General features: G+C 68.1%; 18 protein-coding genes and 1 riboswitch. Of the genes, 8 read left to right on the top strand and 10 right to left on the bottom strand.

Translation table 11 applies throughout. The features are described from left to right. Window positions 1-50 precede the first annotated feature (50 nt). Window positions 51-1484 (top strand): MFS transporter, encoded by a 1434-nt coding sequence (locus tag BAY61_RS22300; RefSeq protein ID WP_091809577.1) that lies wholly within the window; start codon window positions 51-53, stop codon window positions 1482-1484. On the opposite strand, the gene BAY61_RS22295 is transcribed toward BAY61_RS22300, so the two are convergent. Then, window positions 1450-2610 (bottom strand): CaiB/BaiF CoA transferase family protein, encoded by a 1161-nt coding sequence (locus BAY61_RS22295; protein WP_091809579.1) that lies wholly within the window; start codon window positions 2608-2610, stop codon window positions 1450-1452. The two genes, BAY61_RS22300 and BAY61_RS22295, sit on opposite strands and share 35 nt — an antisense overlap. Before the next feature lie 119 nt (window positions 2611-2729). On the opposite strand from BAY61_RS22295, the gene sigJ reads away from it, so the two are divergent. Beyond that, window positions 2730-3650, top strand: coding sequence for an RNA polymerase sigma factor SigJ (gene sigJ / locus BAY61_RS22290; protein ID WP_091809581.1), 921 nt, complete (start codon window positions 2730-2732; stop codon window positions 3648-3650). Here sigJ and BAY61_RS22285 read toward each other — a convergent pair. Further along, complete coding sequence (locus BAY61_RS22285; protein WP_091809583.1) at window positions 3647-3892, bottom strand: hypothetical protein; 246 nt, start codon at window positions 3890-3892, stop codon at window positions 3647-3649. The genes sigJ and BAY61_RS22285 overlap by 4 nt on opposite strands. A 269-nt stretch (window positions 3893-4161) precedes the next feature. Between BAY61_RS22285 and BAY61_RS22280 the strand changes: the two genes are divergently transcribed. Both BAY61_RS22280 and BAY61_RS22275 read left to right on the top strand, forming a co-directional pair. Beyond that, window positions 4162-4929: an SDR family oxidoreductase gene (locus BAY61_RS22280; RefSeq protein WP_091809585.1), complete on the top strand. Its 768-nt coding sequence runs from the start codon at window positions 4162-4164 to the stop codon at window positions 4927-4929. Continuing rightward, window positions 4929-5357, top strand: coding sequence for a hypothetical protein (locus BAY61_RS22275; RefSeq protein ID WP_091809587.1), 429 nt, complete (start codon window positions 4929-4931; stop codon window positions 5355-5357). The genes BAY61_RS22280 and BAY61_RS22275 overlap by 1 nt, the downstream gene beginning before the upstream one ends. 15 nt (window positions 5358-5372) lie before the next feature. On the opposite strand, the gene katG is transcribed toward BAY61_RS22275, so the two are convergent. From katG to BAY61_RS22240, 7 genes are all read right to left on the bottom strand, one after another. Continuing rightward, a complete protein-coding gene (gene katG, locus BAY61_RS22270) occupies window positions 5373-7616 on the bottom strand; it encodes a catalase/peroxidase HPI (RefSeq protein ID WP_091809589.1) in 2244 nt (747 codons plus the stop codon). Window positions 7617-7645: 29 nt separating this feature from the next. Beyond that, entirely contained in the window at window positions 7646-8077 is a 432-nt protein-coding gene (locus BAY61_RS22265; protein ID WP_091809590.1) for a Fur family transcriptional regulator, read from the bottom strand. Between the two features lie 32 nt (window positions 8078-8109). Beyond that, entirely contained in the window at window positions 8110-8436 is a 327-nt protein-coding gene (locus BAY61_RS22260) for a hypothetical protein (protein WP_091809592.1), read from the bottom strand. Window positions 8437-8739: 303 nt separating this feature from the next. Further along, window positions 8740-11058: an FtsX-like permease family protein gene (locus tag BAY61_RS22255; RefSeq protein ID WP_091809594.1), complete on the bottom strand. Its 2319-nt coding sequence runs from the start codon at window positions 11056-11058 to the stop codon at window positions 8740-8742. Then, window positions 11055-11735: an ABC transporter ATP-binding protein gene (locus BAY61_RS22250; protein ID WP_091809596.1), complete on the bottom strand. Its 681-nt coding sequence runs from the start codon at window positions 11733-11735 to the stop codon at window positions 11055-11057. The genes BAY61_RS22255 and BAY61_RS22250 overlap by 4 nt, the downstream gene beginning before the upstream one ends. Beyond that, on the bottom strand, window positions 11732-12256 hold the full coding sequence (locus BAY61_RS22245; protein ID WP_091809598.1) for a PadR family transcriptional regulator: 525 nt from the start codon (window positions 12254-12256) through the stop codon (window positions 11732-11734). Before BAY61_RS22245 ends, BAY61_RS22250 begins: the two co-directional genes overlap by 4 nt. Window positions 12257-12390: 134 nt before the next feature. After that, window positions 12391-13068, bottom strand: coding sequence for a TetR/AcrR family transcriptional regulator C-terminal domain-containing protein (locus BAY61_RS22240; protein WP_091809600.1), 678 nt, complete (start codon window positions 13066-13068; stop codon window positions 12391-12393). 123 nt (window positions 13069-13191) lie between these two features. Between BAY61_RS22240 and BAY61_RS22235 the strand changes: the two genes are divergently transcribed. Next, the gene (locus BAY61_RS22235) at window positions 13192-14841 is read left to right on the top strand and encodes an MFS transporter (protein WP_245865343.1); all 1650 of its coding nucleotides are present in this window, start codon (window positions 13192-13194) and stop codon (window positions 14839-14841) included. Here BAY61_RS22235 and BAY61_RS22230 read toward each other — a convergent pair. After that, window positions 14834-15193 carry a VOC family protein gene (locus BAY61_RS22230; protein ID WP_091809604.1) on the bottom strand — a complete coding sequence of 120 codons (360 nt, stop codon included), beginning with the start codon at window positions 15191-15193 and terminating at the stop codon, window positions 14834-14836. The genes BAY61_RS22235 and BAY61_RS22230 overlap by 8 nt on opposite strands. Before the next feature lie 276 nt (window positions 15194-15469). On the opposite strand from BAY61_RS22230, the gene BAY61_RS34045 reads away from it, so the two are divergent. The 3 genes from BAY61_RS34045 (at window position 15470) to BAY61_RS22215 (ending at window position 19613) form a co-directional block, all read left to right on the top strand. Next, a complete protein-coding gene (locus BAY61_RS34045) occupies window positions 15470-15850 on the top strand; it encodes a peptidase inhibitor family I36 protein (protein WP_091809606.1) in 381 nt (126 codons plus the stop codon). Window positions 15851-16011: 161 nt separating this feature from the next. Then, window positions 16012-16380 carry an ArsC/Spx/MgsR family protein gene (locus BAY61_RS22220; RefSeq protein WP_091809608.1) on the top strand — a complete coding sequence of 123 codons (369 nt, stop codon included), beginning with the start codon at window positions 16012-16014 and terminating at the stop codon, window positions 16378-16380. A gap of 93 nt (window positions 16381-16473) precedes the next feature. Next, window positions 16474-16703: riboswitch (cobalamin riboswitch) on the top strand. Between the two features lie 99 nt (window positions 16704-16802). Then, the gene (locus tag BAY61_RS22215; RefSeq protein WP_245865341.1) at window positions 16803-19613 is read left to right on the top strand and encodes a ribonucleoside-diphosphate reductase subunit alpha; all 2811 of its coding nucleotides are present in this window, start codon (window positions 16803-16805) and stop codon (window positions 19611-19613) included. Window positions 19614-19625: the final 12 nt, after the last annotated feature.

The following is a 19625-nucleotide window of genomic DNA, read 5'->3' as shown; positions in this document are numbered from 1 at the left end:
CCCTAACTGTAACCAAATTGGTTGCAATAAATACTCCGGAGGCATCCAGCATGACGTCCGTATCCACCGTCGCGGGAGCCCGGTCGGCACCGGCGTTGCTGGCGGTGCTCGTGCCCGCCGTGCTCGTCACGGTCGTGGCCAGCGACATGGTCACCTTGATGCTGCCGACGATGGGAACGGCGTTCGGCGCGGGGGAGCCGGAACTGGCCTGGGTGGTGACCGGATTCCTGCTGACCTTCTCGGTCGGAATTCCCTTCTATGGCCGGGTTTCCGACCGGTTCAGCCTGCGCGGCCTTTTCGTGTTCGCACTGCTGGTCTACGCACTGGGCACTCTGGTGTGCGCGCTGGCCGCCAGCCTGCTCGTGCTCGTCACGGGGCGCGTCGTGGCGGGCATGGGGGCCGCGGGGTTGCCCGTGCTCTCGGTCGTCGCGGTGACCAGAACACTGCCGGAAGGCAAGCGGGGCATGGGCATCGGCGTGGTTTCGGCGGGAGCGGGGATCGGAGCGGCGGCGGGCCCCGCGATCGGTGGCGGGGCAGGGCAGTTGCTCGGCTGGCCCGCGCTGTTCTGGATCATGTTCGTGGCCGCGTTGTCACTGTTGCCCGCCGCCTGGAAGGTGCTTCCCGGTGAACGACCCGCTGGCGCGGGCGGCTTCGACATGCTCGGCGGCATCCTGCTCGGAGCCGGTGCGGGGCTGGCGTTGTTCGGCATGACGAGGGCCCAGGTTGCCGGTTTCGCCGATCCGGCCGCGTGGACAAGCCTAGTGTCGGCGGTGGCGGCCTTCGTGCTCTTCGGGTTCCGCACGGCCCGCGCCGCGAAGCCGTTCATTCCGCTTTCGTTGCTGCGCGACCGGGTCTACCGCATCGCGCTCGTCGTGGTGTTCCTCGCGATGATGGTCAATCTCGGTGGGCTCGTGTTCGTTCCGCTGCTGGTGGTGGAGGTCAACGGCCTCACACCGGGTGCGGGAGCCCTGGTCATGATCCCGGCCGGTATCGTCGCCGCCGTGCTCGCCCCCGCGATCGGCCGCGCCGCCGACCGGTTCGGAGCCCGCCCGCTCGTGCTGACCGGTCTCGCGCTCATCACCGGGTCCGCGCTGGCACTTTCCACCTTCGCGGGAGGTTCCTCCGTTGTTCCGGCCGGCGCCGGGATGGCCGGGATCGGTCTCGGTTTCCTGCTCGTGCTGACCCCGCTCATCGGCGCCGTGGCCGGGGTGCTGCCTGCCGGGCAAGCCGGTGCCGGAATCGGGATACTCCAGGGAGCGCAGTTTCTCGGCGCCGGAACAGGGCCTGCTGTCTTCGGGGTGCTCGCGGCGGCGCGCGCGGACGCGGACGCGTTCAATCCGCTGTACTCCGCTTCGGAAGGCCAGGCATACTCCGATGTTTTCCTTGTGATGGCCGCGATCGGTGGCGTCGCCTTGCTGATCGCCTCGGGGTTGCAGCGGTCGGCGCGGCTCAGGCGTCGTCCCCGAAGCCCAGCCAGTCCATAATGGACTTGGTGTGTGCTCCCGCCGCCGGTACCGGGCCGAGCGCCGTCTCGCGGTCGTCGTTGAGCATGGGAGGCCGCAGCGTCCGCACCTCGCCCTCGGGAGTGCCGACGGAACGGATCCGGTCGCGGGCGAGAAGTTGCGGGTGCACCGCCGCGTCGTTCACGTCGCGCATGCGGGCGTTGGCGATCCGGGCTTCGTCGAGCAGTGTCTCCACCTCGCTCGTGGTGCGCCCGGCGAGCCGGTTCTCGATGAGGGCGGTGAGCGCGGCCCGGTTGGCCACCCTTTCGGTATTGGTCGCGAAGCGCGGATCGGCGGCGAGGCCGCGATCACCCAGGATGTTCTCGCACAGCACGCCCCACTCGCGCTCGTTCTGCACGGCGAGGAACACCTGGCCGTCACTCGTGGCGAACGGTCCGTACGGCGCGATCGCCGCGTGCCGCGCACCGCTGCGCGCGGGTGGTGTCCCGCCGTAGGTGCTGTAGTACCGGGGGTAGCCCATCCACTCACTGAGCGCGTCCAGCATGGAAATCTCGACGACCTGGCCTTCGCCGGTGCGTTCCCGCTCGTAGAGCGCGGCCAGCACGCCGGAGTAGGCATAGACCCCGGCTGCGATGTCGGCGACCGGGATGCCCGCCTTGGCCGGTTCCTCCGGTGTTCCCGTGATGGACACGACGCCGGTTTCGCACTGCAACAGCAGATCGTAGGCTTTCTTGTGCCGGTAGGGACCGGTCGGCCCATAGCCGCTGATGTTCGCCACGATCAGCCGAGGATGGTCGGCGAGCAGGCTCTCGGCGCCGAGGCCGATCCGCTCGGCCGCGCCGGGGGCGAGGTTCTGCACGAAGACGTCGGCCCTGGCAAGCAGCGCGCGCAGCACGTCGATGCCGCGTTCGGACTTCAGGTCGAGAGTGATGCTCTCCTTGCCGCGATTGAGCCAGATGAAGTGACTCGACTGCCCGAGAACCGTGGTGTCGTAGGCTCGCGCGAAATCGCCGCCGGGTTCTCTTTCGACCTTGATCACCCGTGCGCCGAGATCGGCGAGATGCCGGGTCGCGAGCGGCGCCGCGACCGCCTGCTCCACGGCGACCACGGTCACCCCGGACAGTGGGAGTTGCGCGGGATGGGGCATGACCGGCCTCCGGAGACGTCCTCGGTGCGAAAGCCGGCTCACTGTAACAGCGGATGACGTGGCGTTTCGCCGATGCTGGATCATCGTTGCCGGACGCGGAGTGTGCGGAGTGGAGCGAGATGGCTGAGCGGAACGGAGCGGACGACGCGTCCGCCTTCGAGTTCGAACGACACCGGAGGCGGCTGTTCGGGGTCGCCTACCGGATGCTCGGTTCGGCGGCAGATGCCGAGGACGTCGTTCAGGACACGTTCCTCCGGTGGAACCGCACGGAGCCCGCATCGGTGGCTGAGCCGTCGGCGTGGCTGGTCAAGGTCACGACCAACCTGTGCCTGAACCGGCTCACGTCGGCCCGGCACCGTAGGGAGCGCCAGGCGGGATTCTCGTTGCCCGAGCCGGTGCTCACCTCCGACGGCGCTCTCGGCCCGGTGGAGACCGCGGAGCAGCGGGACACGGTGTCGCTGGCGTTCCTGGTGCTTGCCGACCGGCTCTCGCCTGGTGAGCGGGCCGTCTTCGTGTTGCGAGAGGCGTTCGGCTACGGCCACCGGGAGATCGCCGAACTCGCCGGGCTCTCGGAGCAGAACTCACGGCAACTGCACAGCAGAGCACGCAAAAGGCTGGCCGAGGCCCTGCCCCGGCGGGCTGGTGACTCGAAGGCGAACCGGGTGCTGGTCGAGCGGTTCCTCGCCGCAGCGCGCGGCGGCGATCTCGCTGAGCTCGAACGCATGCTCACAGAGGATGTCGTCTCGGTGGCCGATGGCGGCGAGACGCCTGGTGTGGCCAGGATTCCGGTGCGGGGCGCCGAGAAGGTGGCCAGGTACCTGGCGAGTGTGACCGGCCGCTACGCCAAGGAACTCACGATCGCCGTGGCCGAGGTGAACGGGGAGCCCGCGATTCTCGCCATGGCCGGGTCGAAGCCGGTCGGTGTGCTTGTGCCGGAGATCGGCGAGAAGCGGATCACCATCATCCGCATCGTCGCCGACCCGGTGAAACTCCGTTACCTCGGCGCCCAGCTCGGCGCGTTGTCACGTTTCGGGTCCTAGCGGACCCATGCCTTCCGGATCGCGTCCGAGGGGAGCGAGACAAGCTCGGGGGTCCGGGCTTCCGGGTTGTTGTGGATCACCGCGACCGTGACGTTGTCGAACTTCGCCACGGCGATCTGGTGACGTGTGAACCGGAGCTTCCAGGCTTCCAGCGTCGTTCCGTTCACGACCAGCCCGCTTCGCGTCCACGGGGAAGCACCGAAGGCCAGCGCGTTCACGATGCGCTCGGACGCGCCTGCCAACTCGTCCGGGTGCGGTATCAGCAGCGCTCCTTGAGCGACCGGAACGAGGGCGCCGTGTTCGCCGGACGCCGGTACTTCGTCATGTGTTCGCTGATGTGCGTGTGCTTGTGAGCGAGGAGCGGGAAGTCGGGGACGGTGGTAGCGGGCGCATGATTCCCCAAGTTCGAGGTGGGTAGTCGGGCGATGGTAACCCGGCGGGCTGTCACGTTTCGGGGAGTCGCCCGGTCCCTATAGGTGTACGGCGACGGTCGGCCACTACGGAGCGAGACATGGCGAAACGGATTCTGATCACCGGCGGGACCGGAAGGCTGGGGAGAGTGCTGGTGCCCCGGTTGCTCGATGCCGGTCACCCGGTGCGGGTGCTGACCAGGCGGCGGCGCGAGCACGGCCCGGTGGGGTGGGCGGTAGGCGACCTGCGTGCGCCCGGCGGGCTCGCCGATGTGACGGCCGCAACGGATGTCGTCATTCACCTGGCGACCACCAACGGGCGAGGGGACCTCGCCGCGACCGGCAACCTCGTGGAAGAGGCGAAACGGACCGGAACGCCGCATCTGGTGTACGTGTCGATCGTCGGAGTCGAGGACATTCCGCTCGGCTACTACCGCACCAAGCTCGCCTGCGAACGGCTGGTGGAACGCTCGGGTCTGCCGTGGACGATCGTGCGCGCGACCCAGTTCCACGAACTGATCGCCGCGATCTTCCACGCGCAGCGCTGGTCGCCGGTCACCCTGGTGCCCTCTGGCGTGCGGTTCCAGCCGGTCGACGTCACCGAGGTCGCGGCGACGCTGGTGCCGATCGTGTCCGGCGCACCGGCGAACCGGGCGCCCGACATCGGCGGCCCCGAGGTGCGGGACGCGGCGGGGCTGGCGCGCGACTACCTGAGGGCGAAGGGCCGTCGTCGGCCGGTCAGCGCGATTCCCTTGCCTGGCAAGATCATGCGCGGCTTCCGTGAGGGACACAATCTCGCCGATACGGCCGTGATGGGGCGCATCACGTTCGCCGATTTCCTCGCCGGAGCGGGATCGGGGGCGCTGTGATGCGATGGCTCAGGCTCGGGCTCGGATTCCTCTGCGCCACCCAGCTCGTCGTCGGACTGTGGGCATTGGTTCTGCCCGCGCGGTTCTTCGCCCTCGACGTGGTGGGAATGGGGATGGCCTACAACGAACATCTCATGCGTGACTACGGCGCGATGTCGCTCGCCAGCGCCGTGGTGCTCGGGGCGGCGACGCTCCGGACACGGACGTGGCTGACCCGCACGGCGCTCGTGATGTACCTGACCTGGGCGGTACCGCACCTCGTCGTCCACATCTCGATGATCGGCCACCTCGCGCCATCGACGGCCGCGCTGCTGCTGACCGCGCTCTTCCTCGCGGTCGCGTTGCCGTCCGGTCTGCTCCTGCTCGCCTTGCGGCTGCCGGAAAAGCCGAGCCCCGGTGTCCATACCGGACACCGGGGCTCGGCGTGAATCACCCGAACGGAATCAGGCGATGTCGAACCGGTCGAGGTTCATGACCTTGTCCCACGCGGCGACGAAGTCGCGCACGAACTTCTCCCGCGAGTCGTCGCTCGCGTAGACCTCGGCCAGTGCCCTCAGCTCCGAGTTCGAGCCGAAGACGAGGTCGGCCCTCGTGCCGGTCCACTTGACCTCGCCGGTGGCCGAGTCCTTGCCATCGAAGCTGTCGGCGGGCGACCCCGCGCCCTCCGCCGGCTTCCACTCCGTGCCCATGTCGAGCAGGTTCACGAAGAAGTCGTTGGTCAGCGTGCCCGGTGCCGAGGTGAGCACGCCGTCCTTCGACTGCTGGTGGTTGGCGTCGAGCACCCGCAGACCGCCGACGAGCACGGTCATCTCCGGGGCGCTCAGGTTCAGCAGGTTCGCGCGGTCCACGAGGTGGTACTCGGCTGGCAGCCTTGCCGCCTTGCCCCGGTAGTTGCGGAACCCGTCCGCCGCGGGCTCCAGTGCCGCGAAGGACTCGACGTCGGTCTGGTCCTGCGCGGCGTCCGCGCGGCCGGGAGTGAACGGAACCCGGATGTCGTGACCGGCGTCGGCAGCGGCCTTCTCGACACCGGCACACCCCGCGAGCACGATGAGGTCGGCGAGCGAGATCCGCTTGCCGCCACTGGCCGCGCTGTTGAACGACTCCTGGATTTCCTCAAGCGCCTTCAAGACCGTTGCCAGCTTCTCCGGCTCGTTGACTTCCCAGCTCCGCTGGGGTTCGAGCCGGATCCGGCCGCCGTTGGCCCCGCCGCGCTTGTCGCTGCCCCGGAAGGTCGAAGCCGAGGCCCACGCGGTGGACACGAGCTGCGACACCGAAAGCCCGGAGTCGATGACCTGCTTCTTGAGCGCGGCGACGTCGTCGGCGTCGACCAGTGCGTGCGTCACCTCGGGGATGGGGTCCTGCCAGGTCTGGATCTCCTGGGGAACCAGCGGTCCGAGGTAACGCTGAATCGGGCCCATGTCGCGGTGGGTGAGCTTGTACCACGCCCTGGCGAAGGCGTCGGCGAACTCGTCGGGGTTCTCGTGGAAACGCCGCGAGATGGGCTCGTAGACCGGGTCGAACCGCAGCGCGAGGTCCGTGGTCAGCATTGTCGGCGGGCGGTTCAGCGAACCGTCCTCGGGGTCGGGGATCGTGTTCGCGCCCGCGCCGTCCTTGGCCTGCCACTGGTGGGCACCGGCAGGGCTCTTCGTCAGTTCCCACTCGTAGCCGAACAGGTTGTCGAAGAAGCCGTTGCCCCACCGCGTCGGGGTGGAGGTCCAGGTGACCTCAAGGCCACTGGTGATGGCGTCCCTTCCCTTGCCGCTGCCGAAGCTGTTCTTCCAGCCGAGGCCCTGCTCCTCAAGGGGCGCGCCCTCCGGCTCGGCGCCGACGTGCACGTCCGCGTCGGCCGCGCCGTGGGTCTTGCCGAACGTGTGCCCTCCCGCGATGAGCGCGACGGTTTCCTCGTCGTTCATCGCCATGCGGCGGAAGGTCTCGCGGATGTCGCGCGCCGAGGCGAGCGGGTCCGGATTGCCGTTGGGGCCTTCCGGGTTGACGTAGATGAGTCCCATTTGGACGGCGGCGAGCGGGTTTTCGAGGTCGCGGTCGCCGCTGTAGCGCTCGTCGCCGAGCCAGGTCCGCTCGGGGCCCCAGTAGACGTCCTCGTCGGGCTCCCAGACGTCGGCCCTTCCGCCCGCGAAGCCGAACGTCTTGAATCCCATGGTCTCCAGCGCGCGGTTGCCCGTGAAGATCATCAGGTCGGCCCACGAGATCTTGCGGCCGTACTTCTTCTTGACCGGCCACAGCAGCCTGCGTGCCTTGTCGAGGTTGCCGTTGTCCGGCCAGCTGTTCAGCGGGGCGAAACGCTGCATTCCGGCACCGGCGCCGCCACGGCCGTCCTGGATGCGGTAGGTGCCCGCGCTGTGCCACGCCATGCGGATCATGAGGGGGCCGTAGTGACCGAAGTCGGCTGGCCACCATTCCTGGGACGTGGTCAGCACCTTGTCGACGTCCTCGGCGAGCGCGTCGAGGTCGAGAGTGTTGAACTCGGCCGCGTAGTCGAAGTCCTCGTCCATGGGGTCGGCGACGGCGGGGTGCTTGCGCAGGATCTTGAGGTTGAGCTGATTCGGCCACCAGTCGTTGTTGGTGCCACCCTCGGTCGGGTGCTTGAACCGCCCGGCGGCGACCGGACAGCCTCCGGCCTCCTCGACGTTCATCTCTCCAACAACGGCGTCAGGACTGTCAGACACGGGAATCCTTCCAGGCTCAGCGGTGTTGCTCAGTTACTTGTTACGGTCGAGCAGGCGGGGCACAGGCCCCAGTAGGTGACCTCGGCCTCGTCGATCACGAATCCGTGGCTCTCGGACGCGGTCAGGCAGGGTGCGCTGCCCACGGCGCAGTCGACGTCGGCGATCTCGCCACACGACCGGCAGACGACGTGATGGTGGTTGTCGCCGACCCGTGCCTCGTAGCGGGCCACGGAACCCTGCGGTTCGATGCGCCGCACCAGTCCCGCGGCGGTCAGAGCCCGCAACACGTCGTAGACGGCCTGGTGGGACACCCCGCCGAGATCTTCGCGCACCAAACCGATGATCGAATCCGTGTCGGCGTGCGGATGGCCGTGCACCACGGACAGCACGGCGACGCGGGGGCGCGTCACGCGGAGCGCGACCTCACGCAGCATGCGCTCGAAGTCCGTAGCCGTTGGCACGCCCTGGAGTGTGCCGCATTTTCTGGAATCAATCAAGATTGGATCGGGTGTGTGTCGAGGGTGACGCGAAAATTAGCACGCAGTGCTGGGAGCACGCCAAGCTGACAGGCAGGTGCCGACCGCGCGAGTCCCCCGCCCGCGCCGCCGAGATCCGCACCCAGGTCGGCGAGATCCGCGCTCGCGCTGCCGAGATCCGCACCCGCGCCGGTGAGATCCGCGCTCGCGCTGCCGAGATCCGCACCCGCGCCGGTGAGATCCGCGCTCGCGCTGCCGAGATCCGCACCCAGGTCGGTGAGATCCGCGCTCGGGTCGCCGAGATCCGCACCGGGGAATCTCGGCAGCCCGGACAGCGACGGCACCGGACAGCGGCAGCCCGGACAGCGGCGGCGACGCCGCGACGGCACCGGACAGCGGCGGCAGTCTGCCCGCCGCGCTTCGTCAGCAACTCCACGTGTTTCGCGCCGAACGCCTGCCGCGTAAGCATGCGCGGGCCAACCTGGCGGTACAGGCGGACTGCTCGGGTGCCGAGCCCGCGAACGCGCATCTCGCCGCCCCGTGTGCAGATCTCGCCGTCCCGGACGCAGATCTCGCCGCCCTGAACGCGGAACTGGCGGTGCGGAGGCCCCGCCGCCACCGCACCGCCACCGCACCGCCCCTACCGGCTACTCGGCCCTCAGACTGTCCAGTTTGGTCACCTGGCGCAGCAGCGGAAGGGTCAGCACCGTCGTCACCAGCACGGCCATTATCGCCGCGCCGCACACCACCCCGATGAGCCCGATGTCGAGGCTCAGATCAAGCCCCGCGTAGCGCAGGGTAGGCAGGGTGATGCCGATACCCGCGACGACCGCGAGTACCACCCCGACGCCGACCGGGATCGCGATCTGCCACAAGGACCCCCGCGCCAGAACCGACAGCGGGACCCCTGCCGCCGAAAGCGCGGCCAGTGGACGGCGCCGCTCGGTAATCTGTTCGATCGAGAGCATCAACAGCGACAGCGCGGCGACAGCCAGCACGAACAGCGAAGCGGTGAGCATCAGGCCCCGCATCGTCGCCGTCGTCTCGTCGAGCCGGTCCGACTCGTACATTCCCAATGGAGGCCAGACATCGAGGGACCAGCCAAGCGGACTGACCGCAACGGCTGCCGCCTCGAAGATCGCCTTGCTGTCACCGGTTCCGGTCACGAACAGCATGTCCTGAGTGTCCGGCGGCTGTATCCCGCCGAGCGCGCCAGGCGTGATCAGCAGAGTCGACGACACCTCACGGACCGCCTCGTCGGCGGGAATTCGCGTGACCCCGGCCGGGATCGTCCACTCTGGACCGAGCAGCGGCTCACCCTCCAGATAGGATATGAAGCGAGCGGACTCGCCCTCCTCGGCCGCCGTCGGTTCGGGTTCACGAGAGCCAGCGCCGACCGCGAACACGTCGCCGTCGGAACAACTACCGAGTTCGGCCCTCGTCGCCAGCGCCGCGCAGTCACCGATCAGCACCGTCCAGCCGCGTGCGTGGCCGCCCTCCGCCTTGTTCAGCGTCGTCGCCGTGATCTGGTGTACCGCGGAGACGCGAGGTTCCTCGGCCAGCAACTCTTCGGCCTCGGGGAGCCGGTCGCCCTGAAGCTGGGCGGCGACCGGTTGTTCCGGCTGCCATGTGCTGCCCTCCGGATCCGTCGTGCTGATGGCGCCGACCATCGTCTGGATGAGAATGGCACCGGCCAGCACGACGACGAGACCGGAAACCACCCTGCTCGCCGTGCCGCTTTCGAGCTGGAGCCTGCGTACGGCGAGCTGCCAGGACGGGGAGCCGCCGCTGATCCTGGCCACGATCTTTTCGACGGCCCACGGAAGCAGCGCGGCGACCCCGACCAGCAACAGCGTGCTTCCCGCCGACAGCGCGAGCCCGACGGTCGTCGCGTTCGATCGCTCTTCCGCCAACAGCGTGGCGCCCATCATCAGCGCGCCCGCGATCGCGATCGCCCAGCGCCACCACATCCGCCGCTGGGAAGCCTTGCCGTGCCGTACGACGCCGAGTGGTTCGACGATGGTGCGCCGCAGTCCGAAGATCGCCGCGCCGACGGCGAGTCCCGGCACCAGCAATGCGATGAACACGACCAGTTGCCACGAGGGAACGAAATCCTCGGGGAAGAAGCGAAGACCGAACAGGTCGAGTTTGCCGACCAACGGCCGCAGCGCCAGGAACAGCGCACCCCCGAGCAGCAGCCCCGCCAGCGCGCCGACCAGCGATTCCGCGGCGGCGACCCTGCGGACCTGCCTCCCGCTGACGCCCAGCAGCCGCAACGCGGCGAGCCTGCGTTCGCGTTGGGCCGCGCCCATGCGCGACGCCGTGGTGACGAAGATCAGCAGGGGCACGAGAAGCACCGCGGCGATCGGCGCGACAAGCGCCATCGTGACGATGTCGATGCCGCCGCCGCTGCTTTCGCTCGGCGGGATGCCGAACCCGTAGACGGTCTCGGTGTAGCTCTCGTCCTTGATCTGATCGGCGGATGCGCCGACGAACACGACCCGGTCGCCCGCCTTGACAAGGCCCGGTTTGCCGACCTCGCCGACGATGGTGCCGCCGATGCGGGCCCTTGTCGAAGCGCCCGCCTCCGAGTCGAGAAAATCGGCGGCGGCCGGTGAGACGACGACCTCGCCCTGAGCCGGGAGACGGTCCAGTCCCGGCGGAACGGGGGCGTTCGGTCCGCCAGGCGCGAGGACGGTGGCCTGGAGGTAGTCGTCGCCGGAGTCGATGAACCAGTGCAGGCGGTACAGCGGATCGGCGCCGGGTTGTGGCTCGGCCGTGGCCGTCTGCGCCTCGGAGCGTTCGGACTGCTTGCCCACCATGGTGTTGATCGAGGCCGCGGGCAGCAGCACGGCGACGACCAGCGCGACGCCCAGCGTGGTCATGAGCAGGCGCAGCAGCGCCTGCCCCGAGATCCGGCCGCCCCCGACGGCCAGCCGGAGCCCCAGCAGAAGATCGCGGATCATGCCACCAGCTCTCGGTCGGTTGCCCGGCCGTCACGGACGACGATCTCCCTGTCGGAGTGCGCGGCGACCCTCGCTTCGTGGGTGACGAGCACGACCGCCGCGTTCGTTCCGCGCGCGGCCTCGGTGAGCAGTCGCATGACGGTCTCGCCGTTGAGCGAGTCGAGCGCGCCGGTCGGTTCGTCGGCGAACACCACCTTCGGGTCGGCCACCAGCGCCCTCGCCACGGCGACGCGCTGGCCTTGCCCTCCCGAGACGTCGCCGGGCCTGCGGGCGCCGAGGTCGCCGACTTCGAGCCGGTCGAGCCACTGGCGCGCCTTCGTCTCGGCCGGCTTGCGCTTGACTCCGTTCAACCGCAGCGGTAGCGCGACGTTCTCAAGGCACGTCAGTTCGGGCACCAACTGTCCGAATTGGAAGACGAACCCGAAATCGGTTCTGCGCAGCGCGCTGCGGCGTGCGTCGTCCATGGCGACGAGGTCGCCGCCCTGATACTGGATCGAGCCGGAATCCGGCCGCACGATGCCCGCGAGGCAGTGCAGCAGGGTGGACTTGCCGGATCCGGAGGGGCCCATGATGGCGAGCACCTCTCCCGCACGCACGGACACGTCCGCGCCGCGCAGGGCTTCCGTCTGCCCGAACGCCTTGTGTAGGTCGCGTCCGACGAGCAATGGTTCGGTCATGAGCGCACTACCTCCGCGAGTGCGTCGAGCCTCGCCGCGGTGAGTTCGAGCCACCGCAGGTCGGCCTCAAGGTGAAAGAGGGCGTGGTCGCAAATCAACTGGTCGGCGAGATCGCCGCTGGTCTTGCGCTTCGTGAGGTCGCGCATGACGGTGAGGTGGGCCGAGCGCTGGGTGTCCAGCACGTCGTTGGCGCTGCGGCCGGAAAGCAGCGCCAGCACCACCTTGGTGTACAGGGTGTTCTGCAGATACGGCTCCGGCGCCTCGGCCGTGCCGAGCCAGCTCTCGACGTCGGTGACGCCCGCGTCGGTGATGGTGTAGCGCTTGCGGTCGGGGCCCGCGCCGTGTTCGACACCCGCCTCCTCGACGAGTCCGTTGCGCAACAGGCGGGACAGCGTCGAGTAGACCTGTCCGTAGGCGAGCTGTTTGCCCTGTGCGAACTGCTCGTCGTAGGCGCGTTTGAGGTCGTAGCCGTGTCGTGGCCCCGGTTCGAGCAGCGCGAGCAGCGTGCGCGAGACCGACATGGCGCCTCCCTTCGGTTGGTTCGGGGTAGCTGTGCTGAGCACTATACACATGACGTATGCACTGCGTGTATACGTGGATAGAATAGCCTGTACTGGCAGGTCAGGGCGTCAGGCTGGGTTGCGGGGCGGACCCCTCAGTCGCGCTCGGGCGACCGGGCGAGGTGAGCTTCGAGTCCGTCCAGAATGGTCGCGATCCCGAAATCGAGGCTGTCGAATTGTGCCGCGCGCGGGTCGATGTCGCGTTGCGCGTCAAGCCGGGCTCGCAGTCGCGGGTACCGCTGGGCGAGTTCGTCGGCCTCACGTTTCGCGTCGGCCAGTGCGCCGTGCTCTCCGGCGCCCGTCCTGCGTAGCGAACGCTCGGCCGCGTCGCCAAGCGCGGTGCCGAGCACGAAGGTGAAGACGGTGTTGAACGCCCAGTCGAGGTCGGTTCCGGTGAATCCGGCCGCCTCGTAGACCGAGTAACAGTGATCCTCGTAGCGGGCCAAACTTTCGCCGTAGAGCAGGTGACTGCTGAAGGCGGGAATCAGCCACACGTGCTTGGCGAGCATGCGATAGGTGTCGTCGGCGACCTCGGCCGCGGCCTGCCGCCAGCCTTTCTCGGCTGGATCGTGTAGCGGGATCTCGGCCCACACCTTGTCGGCGGCGAGCCGGATGAGGTCGTCGCGATTGGACACGTGCCAGTAGATCGACGTCGCTCCCGAGCCGAGGGTCGCGCCGAGTTTGCGCATGCTCAGTCCCTCGATGCCGTCCCGGTCCAGCAGGCCGGTTGCCGCTTCGACGATCTGGGGCCTGGTCAGGGTCTCGCGTGGCATGTGCTCACCCTACCCGCGGTCTCGAACGACGTTCGAGACCGGCGCATGCGCGTCCACCTGCTACTCGCACAGTGTTCGAGAGTACTGGTACGGTGTTCGAGTCCGAACTCGTACACTGTTCGATTGGGTTCTCTCATGGAAGCGATGTCCACGGCCGCCCCGCGCGGCCCCTCCTCGGCTCACCCGATGCGCCGCGCGTGGCTCAGCCTGTTCGCCGTCGCGCTCGGGATACTGGTCGTGCAGCTCGACGGCACCGTCGTGTCGATAGCCAATCCCGCGATCGCGGCCGACCTGCGCGCCGATCTGTCCCAGATCGCCTGGGTGACGACGGCCTATCTGCTCGTGCTCGCCGGTCTGCTCATCCCGGCTGGCAACGTCGCCGACCGCATCGGCCACAAGAAGGCATTCCTCATCGGGATCGCGGGCTTCTCGATCGCGTCCCTGCTGTGCGGGCTGGCCTGGTCGGTCGAGTTCCTCATCGCGGCCCGCGTGCTGCAAGGTGTCTTCGCGGCCCTGCTCGGACCGGCCGGGGTCGCGGTGATCCGCACGGTGTTCCCTCCCGAGAAGCTGGGGATGGGGTTCGGGGTGTTCGGCGCAGTGTCGGCACTCGCCCTGGCCGGTGGTCCCGTTCTCGGCGGGCTCATGGTCGAGTACGCCACCTGGCACTGGGCGTTCTTCATCAACCTTCCGTTCGGTGTCGTCGCCGTTCTCGTCGCCCTCGCCGTGATCCCCTCGGTCCGTCCCTCCGCGCGGGCACGCCTCGACCTGCCTGGCGCCTTCACGCTGACCCTGGCCATGGTGAGCATCGTGTGGGCGATCAACGGGGTCGCCGAGCACGGCTGGACCTCGGCCCGGACCCTCGGTTTCCTCGCGGCTGGACTCGTGCTCATCGGGGTGTTCGCCGTCATCGAGAACAAGCGGAAGCACCCGATGGTGCCGCTTTCCCTTTTCCGCAACCGATCGTTCACGGCCGGGTCGGTGTTGCTGGCGGCGACCATGTTCGGATTCTTCGCGATTCTGTTCTACCTGACGTTCTTCCTGCAGAGTGTGCTCGCGAAGAGCGCCATCGAAGCCGCGGTCGCGATCCTGCCGCTCACCGCGGTGTTCGTCGTCGCCTCACCATTGGCCGGCTGGATCAGCACGAGGTTCGGTTCGCGGCTCGCGCTCCTGCTTGGTGCCGCGCTCACCGCGCTGGCCCTGTTCCTGTTCTCCGGAATCGAGACGAGCTCGGATCAGTTGTCGTTGCTGCCCGCGTTCCTGATCGCCGGGCTCGGTGCCGGTCTCATGATGGTTCCGGCGATCGAGGCGATCGTCGGCAGCGTTCCGGAGGACAAGGCAGGGGTCGCATCCGGCGTGCAACAGTCGACGCAGCAACTGGGCAGCACCCTCGGTATCGCCGTGTTCGGGGCGCTGCTGAGCCAGGTCGTGAGTGACCGGTTCCGGCCGAACCTCGCCGGTGCGCTCGGTGAGGGCGACTCCGCGCTCGCGGCCGAGCTCGCGGGCAACCCGGATGTCGGGCAAGCCGTGACGCTGGGCTTCCCTCCCTCGGCGCGCGCCGAGGTGGGCGATCTGCTCGGTTCAGATGATCCCGGTGTGCTCGCCGCGATCACCAGCGCGGCGCACCGCACGTTCGTCGAAGGGCTGCACGACGTCTTCCTGATCGCGGCGGGGGTCACCGTGCTCGCCGGATTTCTCGCACTGCTCGTCAGGCGCGCACCGGGGCAGGTCGTGGACAACGCGCCCGATCAGGAGTCCGAGGGTGAACTCAGGTGACATGCGCAAGGACATTGACGATCGTGCCGCAGGGGGCCTCGACGAAGAAGCGGTAGACGCCCCAGGATTCGTGCGTCGGCGGGTGGACGATCCGCAGTCCGCGCTTCAGTGCCTCGGCGTGGGCCGCGTCGACGGCCGCGGGGGTGCCGGCATCGGCGCCGATGCTTGGTCGCGGTTCTTCCGGAGGTGACAGCATGACCTGCGCCGAAGGGTTGGCGGGGGAGCTGAGGCACAGGACGGGTGTCTCCATGACGATCTCCATGCCGAGGACGCCGGTGTAGAAGTCCGCGGCCGCGGTGAGGTCCTCCGGGTAGAGGTAGGAGATGATCCGGGTGGGCTGGGGGAGGGGCATGGTCTGTCCTTCACGCTGTCGAACGAATAGCTTGCCGTACCCGAGTCTGCGCTGAGCGATGGTCAGGGTCTTGGAAAAACGGGATCCGTGCACTGGCCGTGCCGGACACTCCACTGTGGATCTGGGAGCGGACGGCTCTCGCGGAAATGAAACGCGAGGGGGCATGCGTTCTCCGGTGGTATCTTCGGGTGATTCTCTCGCGATTGTGTGGAATTGCGGTTCGGTTGCCCGAAGATGTCATCGGCCTATTATGCCGAGAGGTGGGGGAAATAGATCATGAAAAAGGCTGTTCTGTCACGGATCGTCGCGGTTTTCGCCCTGATGTGCGGACTCTTCGCGGTTGCTCCCGCGAGCGCGACCGGTGCGCGTGTCCAGTCAGCGGACGCAGTGGAACGAGCGCAGGCGACGTGCAGGTCGGGGTATATCTGCGTGTGGACGGGTCCGGGGTTCAGCGGGGCGAAGTACGAACTGACCGCCACGCCGCCCGGTGGTTGTAAATGGCCCGCGGTATTCGGGTATATGTCCGCTTACAATCGCACCGGATTCACGCAGCGCCTGCATTCGAATTCCGATTGCACTGGAGGAAACATAGTGATCAACTCCGGGACGGCCATCGAGTACACCGGGCTCCGTGCCGGAATCGGCGGTTACCCGTGATGTGCGACTGAGGTGCCGGACCGGTCGCCCGCGAGGTGTGACCGGTCTTCGGCGTGTCCGGCTTCTAGTCCACAATGGACTCTCGAAGGGCGTCCGAGTCATTCCGTCGTGCCCTCGCCGCGGTCGGGTAGCCTGCGGGTCGATCGAAAGGGCCGCCACCGATGGAAATCTGGATCAACCCCGACTGCTCGAAGTGCCGTTCCGCGCTGTCCCTGCTGGACGAACAGGGGGCCGGGTACACGGTTCGCCACTACCTCGAAGAGCCGCCGACCGAACAAGAGCTGGGCGCCGTGCTGGCCCGGCTCGGCCTTGAGCCGTGGGACGTCGCTCGGCTCGGCGAACCGGTCGCCCGTGAGCTGGGGCTCGATTCATGGGAGCGCGACGAGGCGCACCGGGTCCGGTGGATCGCGGCGCTCACCGCCAACCCCGTCCTCATCCAGCGGCCCATCATCACCGCGGACGACGGGACCACCGTCGTGGCCCGCTCGCCGGAGGCGGTGCGGTCGGTCCTTCCCGAGTCGCCTGGCTGACCGGATCCGGTCCTTCCCATGCGGTGAAGCATGAGGTGAAGATTACGTCGACACGCCCACGTTATGGGTGATTTCGCCGCAACAGGCACAACATGTAGTGTCACTGCCGCTGGTGGTTCGCTCCAGTCGACAACGGCTGAGCGAGGCAAGAGGGAACCCGGTGGGAGTCCGGGACTGCCCCCGCAGCGGTGAGTGGGAACGAAAGCCGTCAACCAACGCACTGGGCGCGCGCGAGCCTGGGAAGCGGACGGCCATTAGGTCCGGCGGCAGCGGCCGCCGGGGTGCCCGCGAGTCCGAAGACCTGCCACGGCCCGTGCGCCCTCCGGCGCGCGGAGACCCGGCGCCACGAGCGCGCTGGGCCCATGCGAGCTCGCGAGGAGAGAGCTGTGACATCGAGGACTTCCAGTACCTCCAGTGTGACCGTGCCCGATGACCGAGCGGGCGACGACGGCGACAGTGGCACGTTGCGGGTGCTCCGGCGGGACGGCAGCGTGTCGCCCTTCGACGCCAGCAAGATTTCCGTCGCGCTGAGCAAGGCGTTTCTCGCCGTCGAGGGCGACGGCGCGGCGGCTTCGTCGCGCATCCACCACCTCGTCGGTGAGCTGACCACGCAGGTGGAGACGTCGCTGCGACGGCACGCGAGTGCCGGTGCGGTGCACATCGAGCAGATCCAGGACATCGTCGAGCTGGCGCTCATGCGAGGCGAGCAGCACAAGGTCGCCCGCGCCTACGTGCTCTACCGCGAGGAACGCGCCAAGGCGCGGCACAAGCCGGTCGAGCGGGACACGTCGGTGCACGTGGACTGGGCGCGGGTCGAGGACGTCGTCGCCGAGGCGGTCGCCGGACTGGCCGACGTTTCCGCCGAGCCGGTACTGGAGGAGACCAAGCGCACGCTCTACGACGGGATCAGCGAGGCCGAGCTGGCGACGGCGCTGATCATGGCCGCGCGCACGCTCGTCGAACGGGAACCGAACTACTCCCAGGTCACCGCGCGCCTGTTGCTGGACAAGCTGCGCGGCGAGGCGCTGAGCCACCTCGCCGGTGAGCGCAGGCAGGCACGGCACGGCGAACTGGACTACCGCTCGTACTTCCGGGACTACCTCGCCAGGGCGATCGAACTCGAACTGGCCGATCCCGAACTGGCGACCTTCGACCTCGACGCGGTGACGGCGGCCATCCGGCCCGAGCGCGACCTCGACTTCGGTTTCCTCGGCCTGCAAACGCTGTACGACCGGTATTTTCTGCACGAGCGGGGGACGAGGTTCGAGCTGCCGCAGGCGTTCTTCCTGCGCGTCGCGATGGGGCTGGCCCTTCGCGAGGACGACCGTGAGGCGAGGGCGGCCGAGTTTTACGAGCTGCTGTCGAGTCAGCGGTTCATGGCGTCGACCCCGACCCTGTTCAACTCGGGCACGACCCGCGCGCAGCTCTCGTCCTGCTTCCTGACCACGGTGGACGACGATCTCGACTCGATTTTCCAGTCCTACCGCAACAACGCGCTGCTGGCGAAGTACTCGGGAGGGCTGGGCAACGACTGGACGCCGGTGCGTGGCCTCGGCGCGCACATCAAGGGAACCAACGGCAAGTCGCAGGGTGTCGTTCCCTTCCTGAAGATCGCCAACGACACCGCGGTCGCCGTCAACCAGGGCGGAAAGCGCAAGGGCGCGGCCTGCGCCTACCTGGAGACCTGGCACATCGACGTCGAGGAATTCCTCGATCTGCGCAAGAACACCGGCGACGACCGCAGGCGCACCCACGACATGAACACGGCGAACTGGGTGCCGGACGAGTTCCTTCGCAGGGTAGAGGCCGACGCGGAGTGGACGCTGTTCTCTCCTGACGAGACACCCGACCTGCACGATCTGTACGGCATGGCGTTCGCGCGGCGCTACCGGGAATACGAGGCCGCTGCCGACCGGGGCGAGCTGCGGGTGTTCAAGCGGGTGCGCGCTGTGGGACTGTGGCGGCGCATGCTGACGATGCTGTTCGAGACCGGCCACCCGTGGATCACGTTCAAGGACCCGTGCAACCTGCGTTCGCCGCAGCAGCACGCCGGTGTCGTGCACTCGTCGAACCTGTGCACCGAGATCACGCTCAACACCAATGCCGACGAGGTCGCGGTGTGCAACCTCGGCTCGGTCAACCTCGCCAAGCACGTCACGCCCGAAGGGCTCGACACCGAGCAGCTCGAACGCACGGTGACCACAGCCGTGCGGATGCTCGACAACGTGATCGACATCAACTTCTACACGATCCCGCAGGCGCGCCACTCCAACCTGAGGCACCGTCCGGTCGGGCTCGGCCTGATGGGCTATCAGGACGCGCTGTTCACGCTCGGGCTTCCGGTCACCTCCGATGGTGCCGTGGAGTTCGCCGACAACAGCATGGAGCACCTGAGCTACTACGCGATCGCGGCTTCCTCCGCGCTGGCCGCCGAACGCGGCAGGTACGAGACGTTCGACGGATCGCTGTGGAGCAAGGGAATCCTGCCCATCGACTCGCTGCGCCTGCTCGCCGACGCGCGTGAGGGCGACGCTCTCGACGTCGACTTCTCGTCCACATTGGACTGGGATAGTCTGAGGGAGAAGGTACGCGCCGACGGGATGCGTAACTCCAACGTGATGGCCATCGCGCCGACGGCGACGATCTCCAACATCTGCGGTGTCGGTCAGTCGATCGAGCCGCAGTTCGAGAACCTTTACGTCAAGTCGAACATGTCGGGTGACTTCACGGTCATCAACCCGCACCTGGTGCGCAGCCTCAAGCAGCGGGGCCTGTGGGACGAGGTCATGGTCTCCGACCTCAAGTACTTCGACGGCAGCCTGGCCGGCATCGACCGGGTGTCCGACGATCTCAAGCGGTTGTACGCGACCGCCTTCGAGATCGACAGCCGCTGGCTGGTCGACGCCGCCTCTCGTCGGCAGAAGTGGATCGACCAGGCGCAATCGCTGAACCTCTACATCGACGCGCCCAGCGGGCGCAAGCTCGACGAGTTGTACCGCTACGCCTGGCACAAGGGGCTCAAGACCACCTACTATCTGCGAGCCCGCGCGGCGACCAGCGTCGAGAAGAGCACCCTTCGCGGCACCGACGGCAAGCTCAACGCGGTTCCCGCCGCGAGTCCCGCACCGGTGAGCCCCGAACCGGCTTCGCGTCCCGCGCCGGACGTCGACTTCGTCGCCACCGATGGTGCCGCCTGCCGGATCGACGATCCCGACTGCGAAGCCTGCCAGTAATTCCCGTTGTCC

It is taken from the genome of Prauserella marina (assembly GCF_002240355.1).
GTDB lineage: Bacteria > Actinomycetota > Actinomycetes > Mycobacteriales > Pseudonocardiaceae > Prauserella_A > Prauserella_A marina.
The sequence above is the reverse complement of the archived record's forward strand: the minus strand, read 5'-3'. Positions and strand labels throughout refer to the sequence as shown.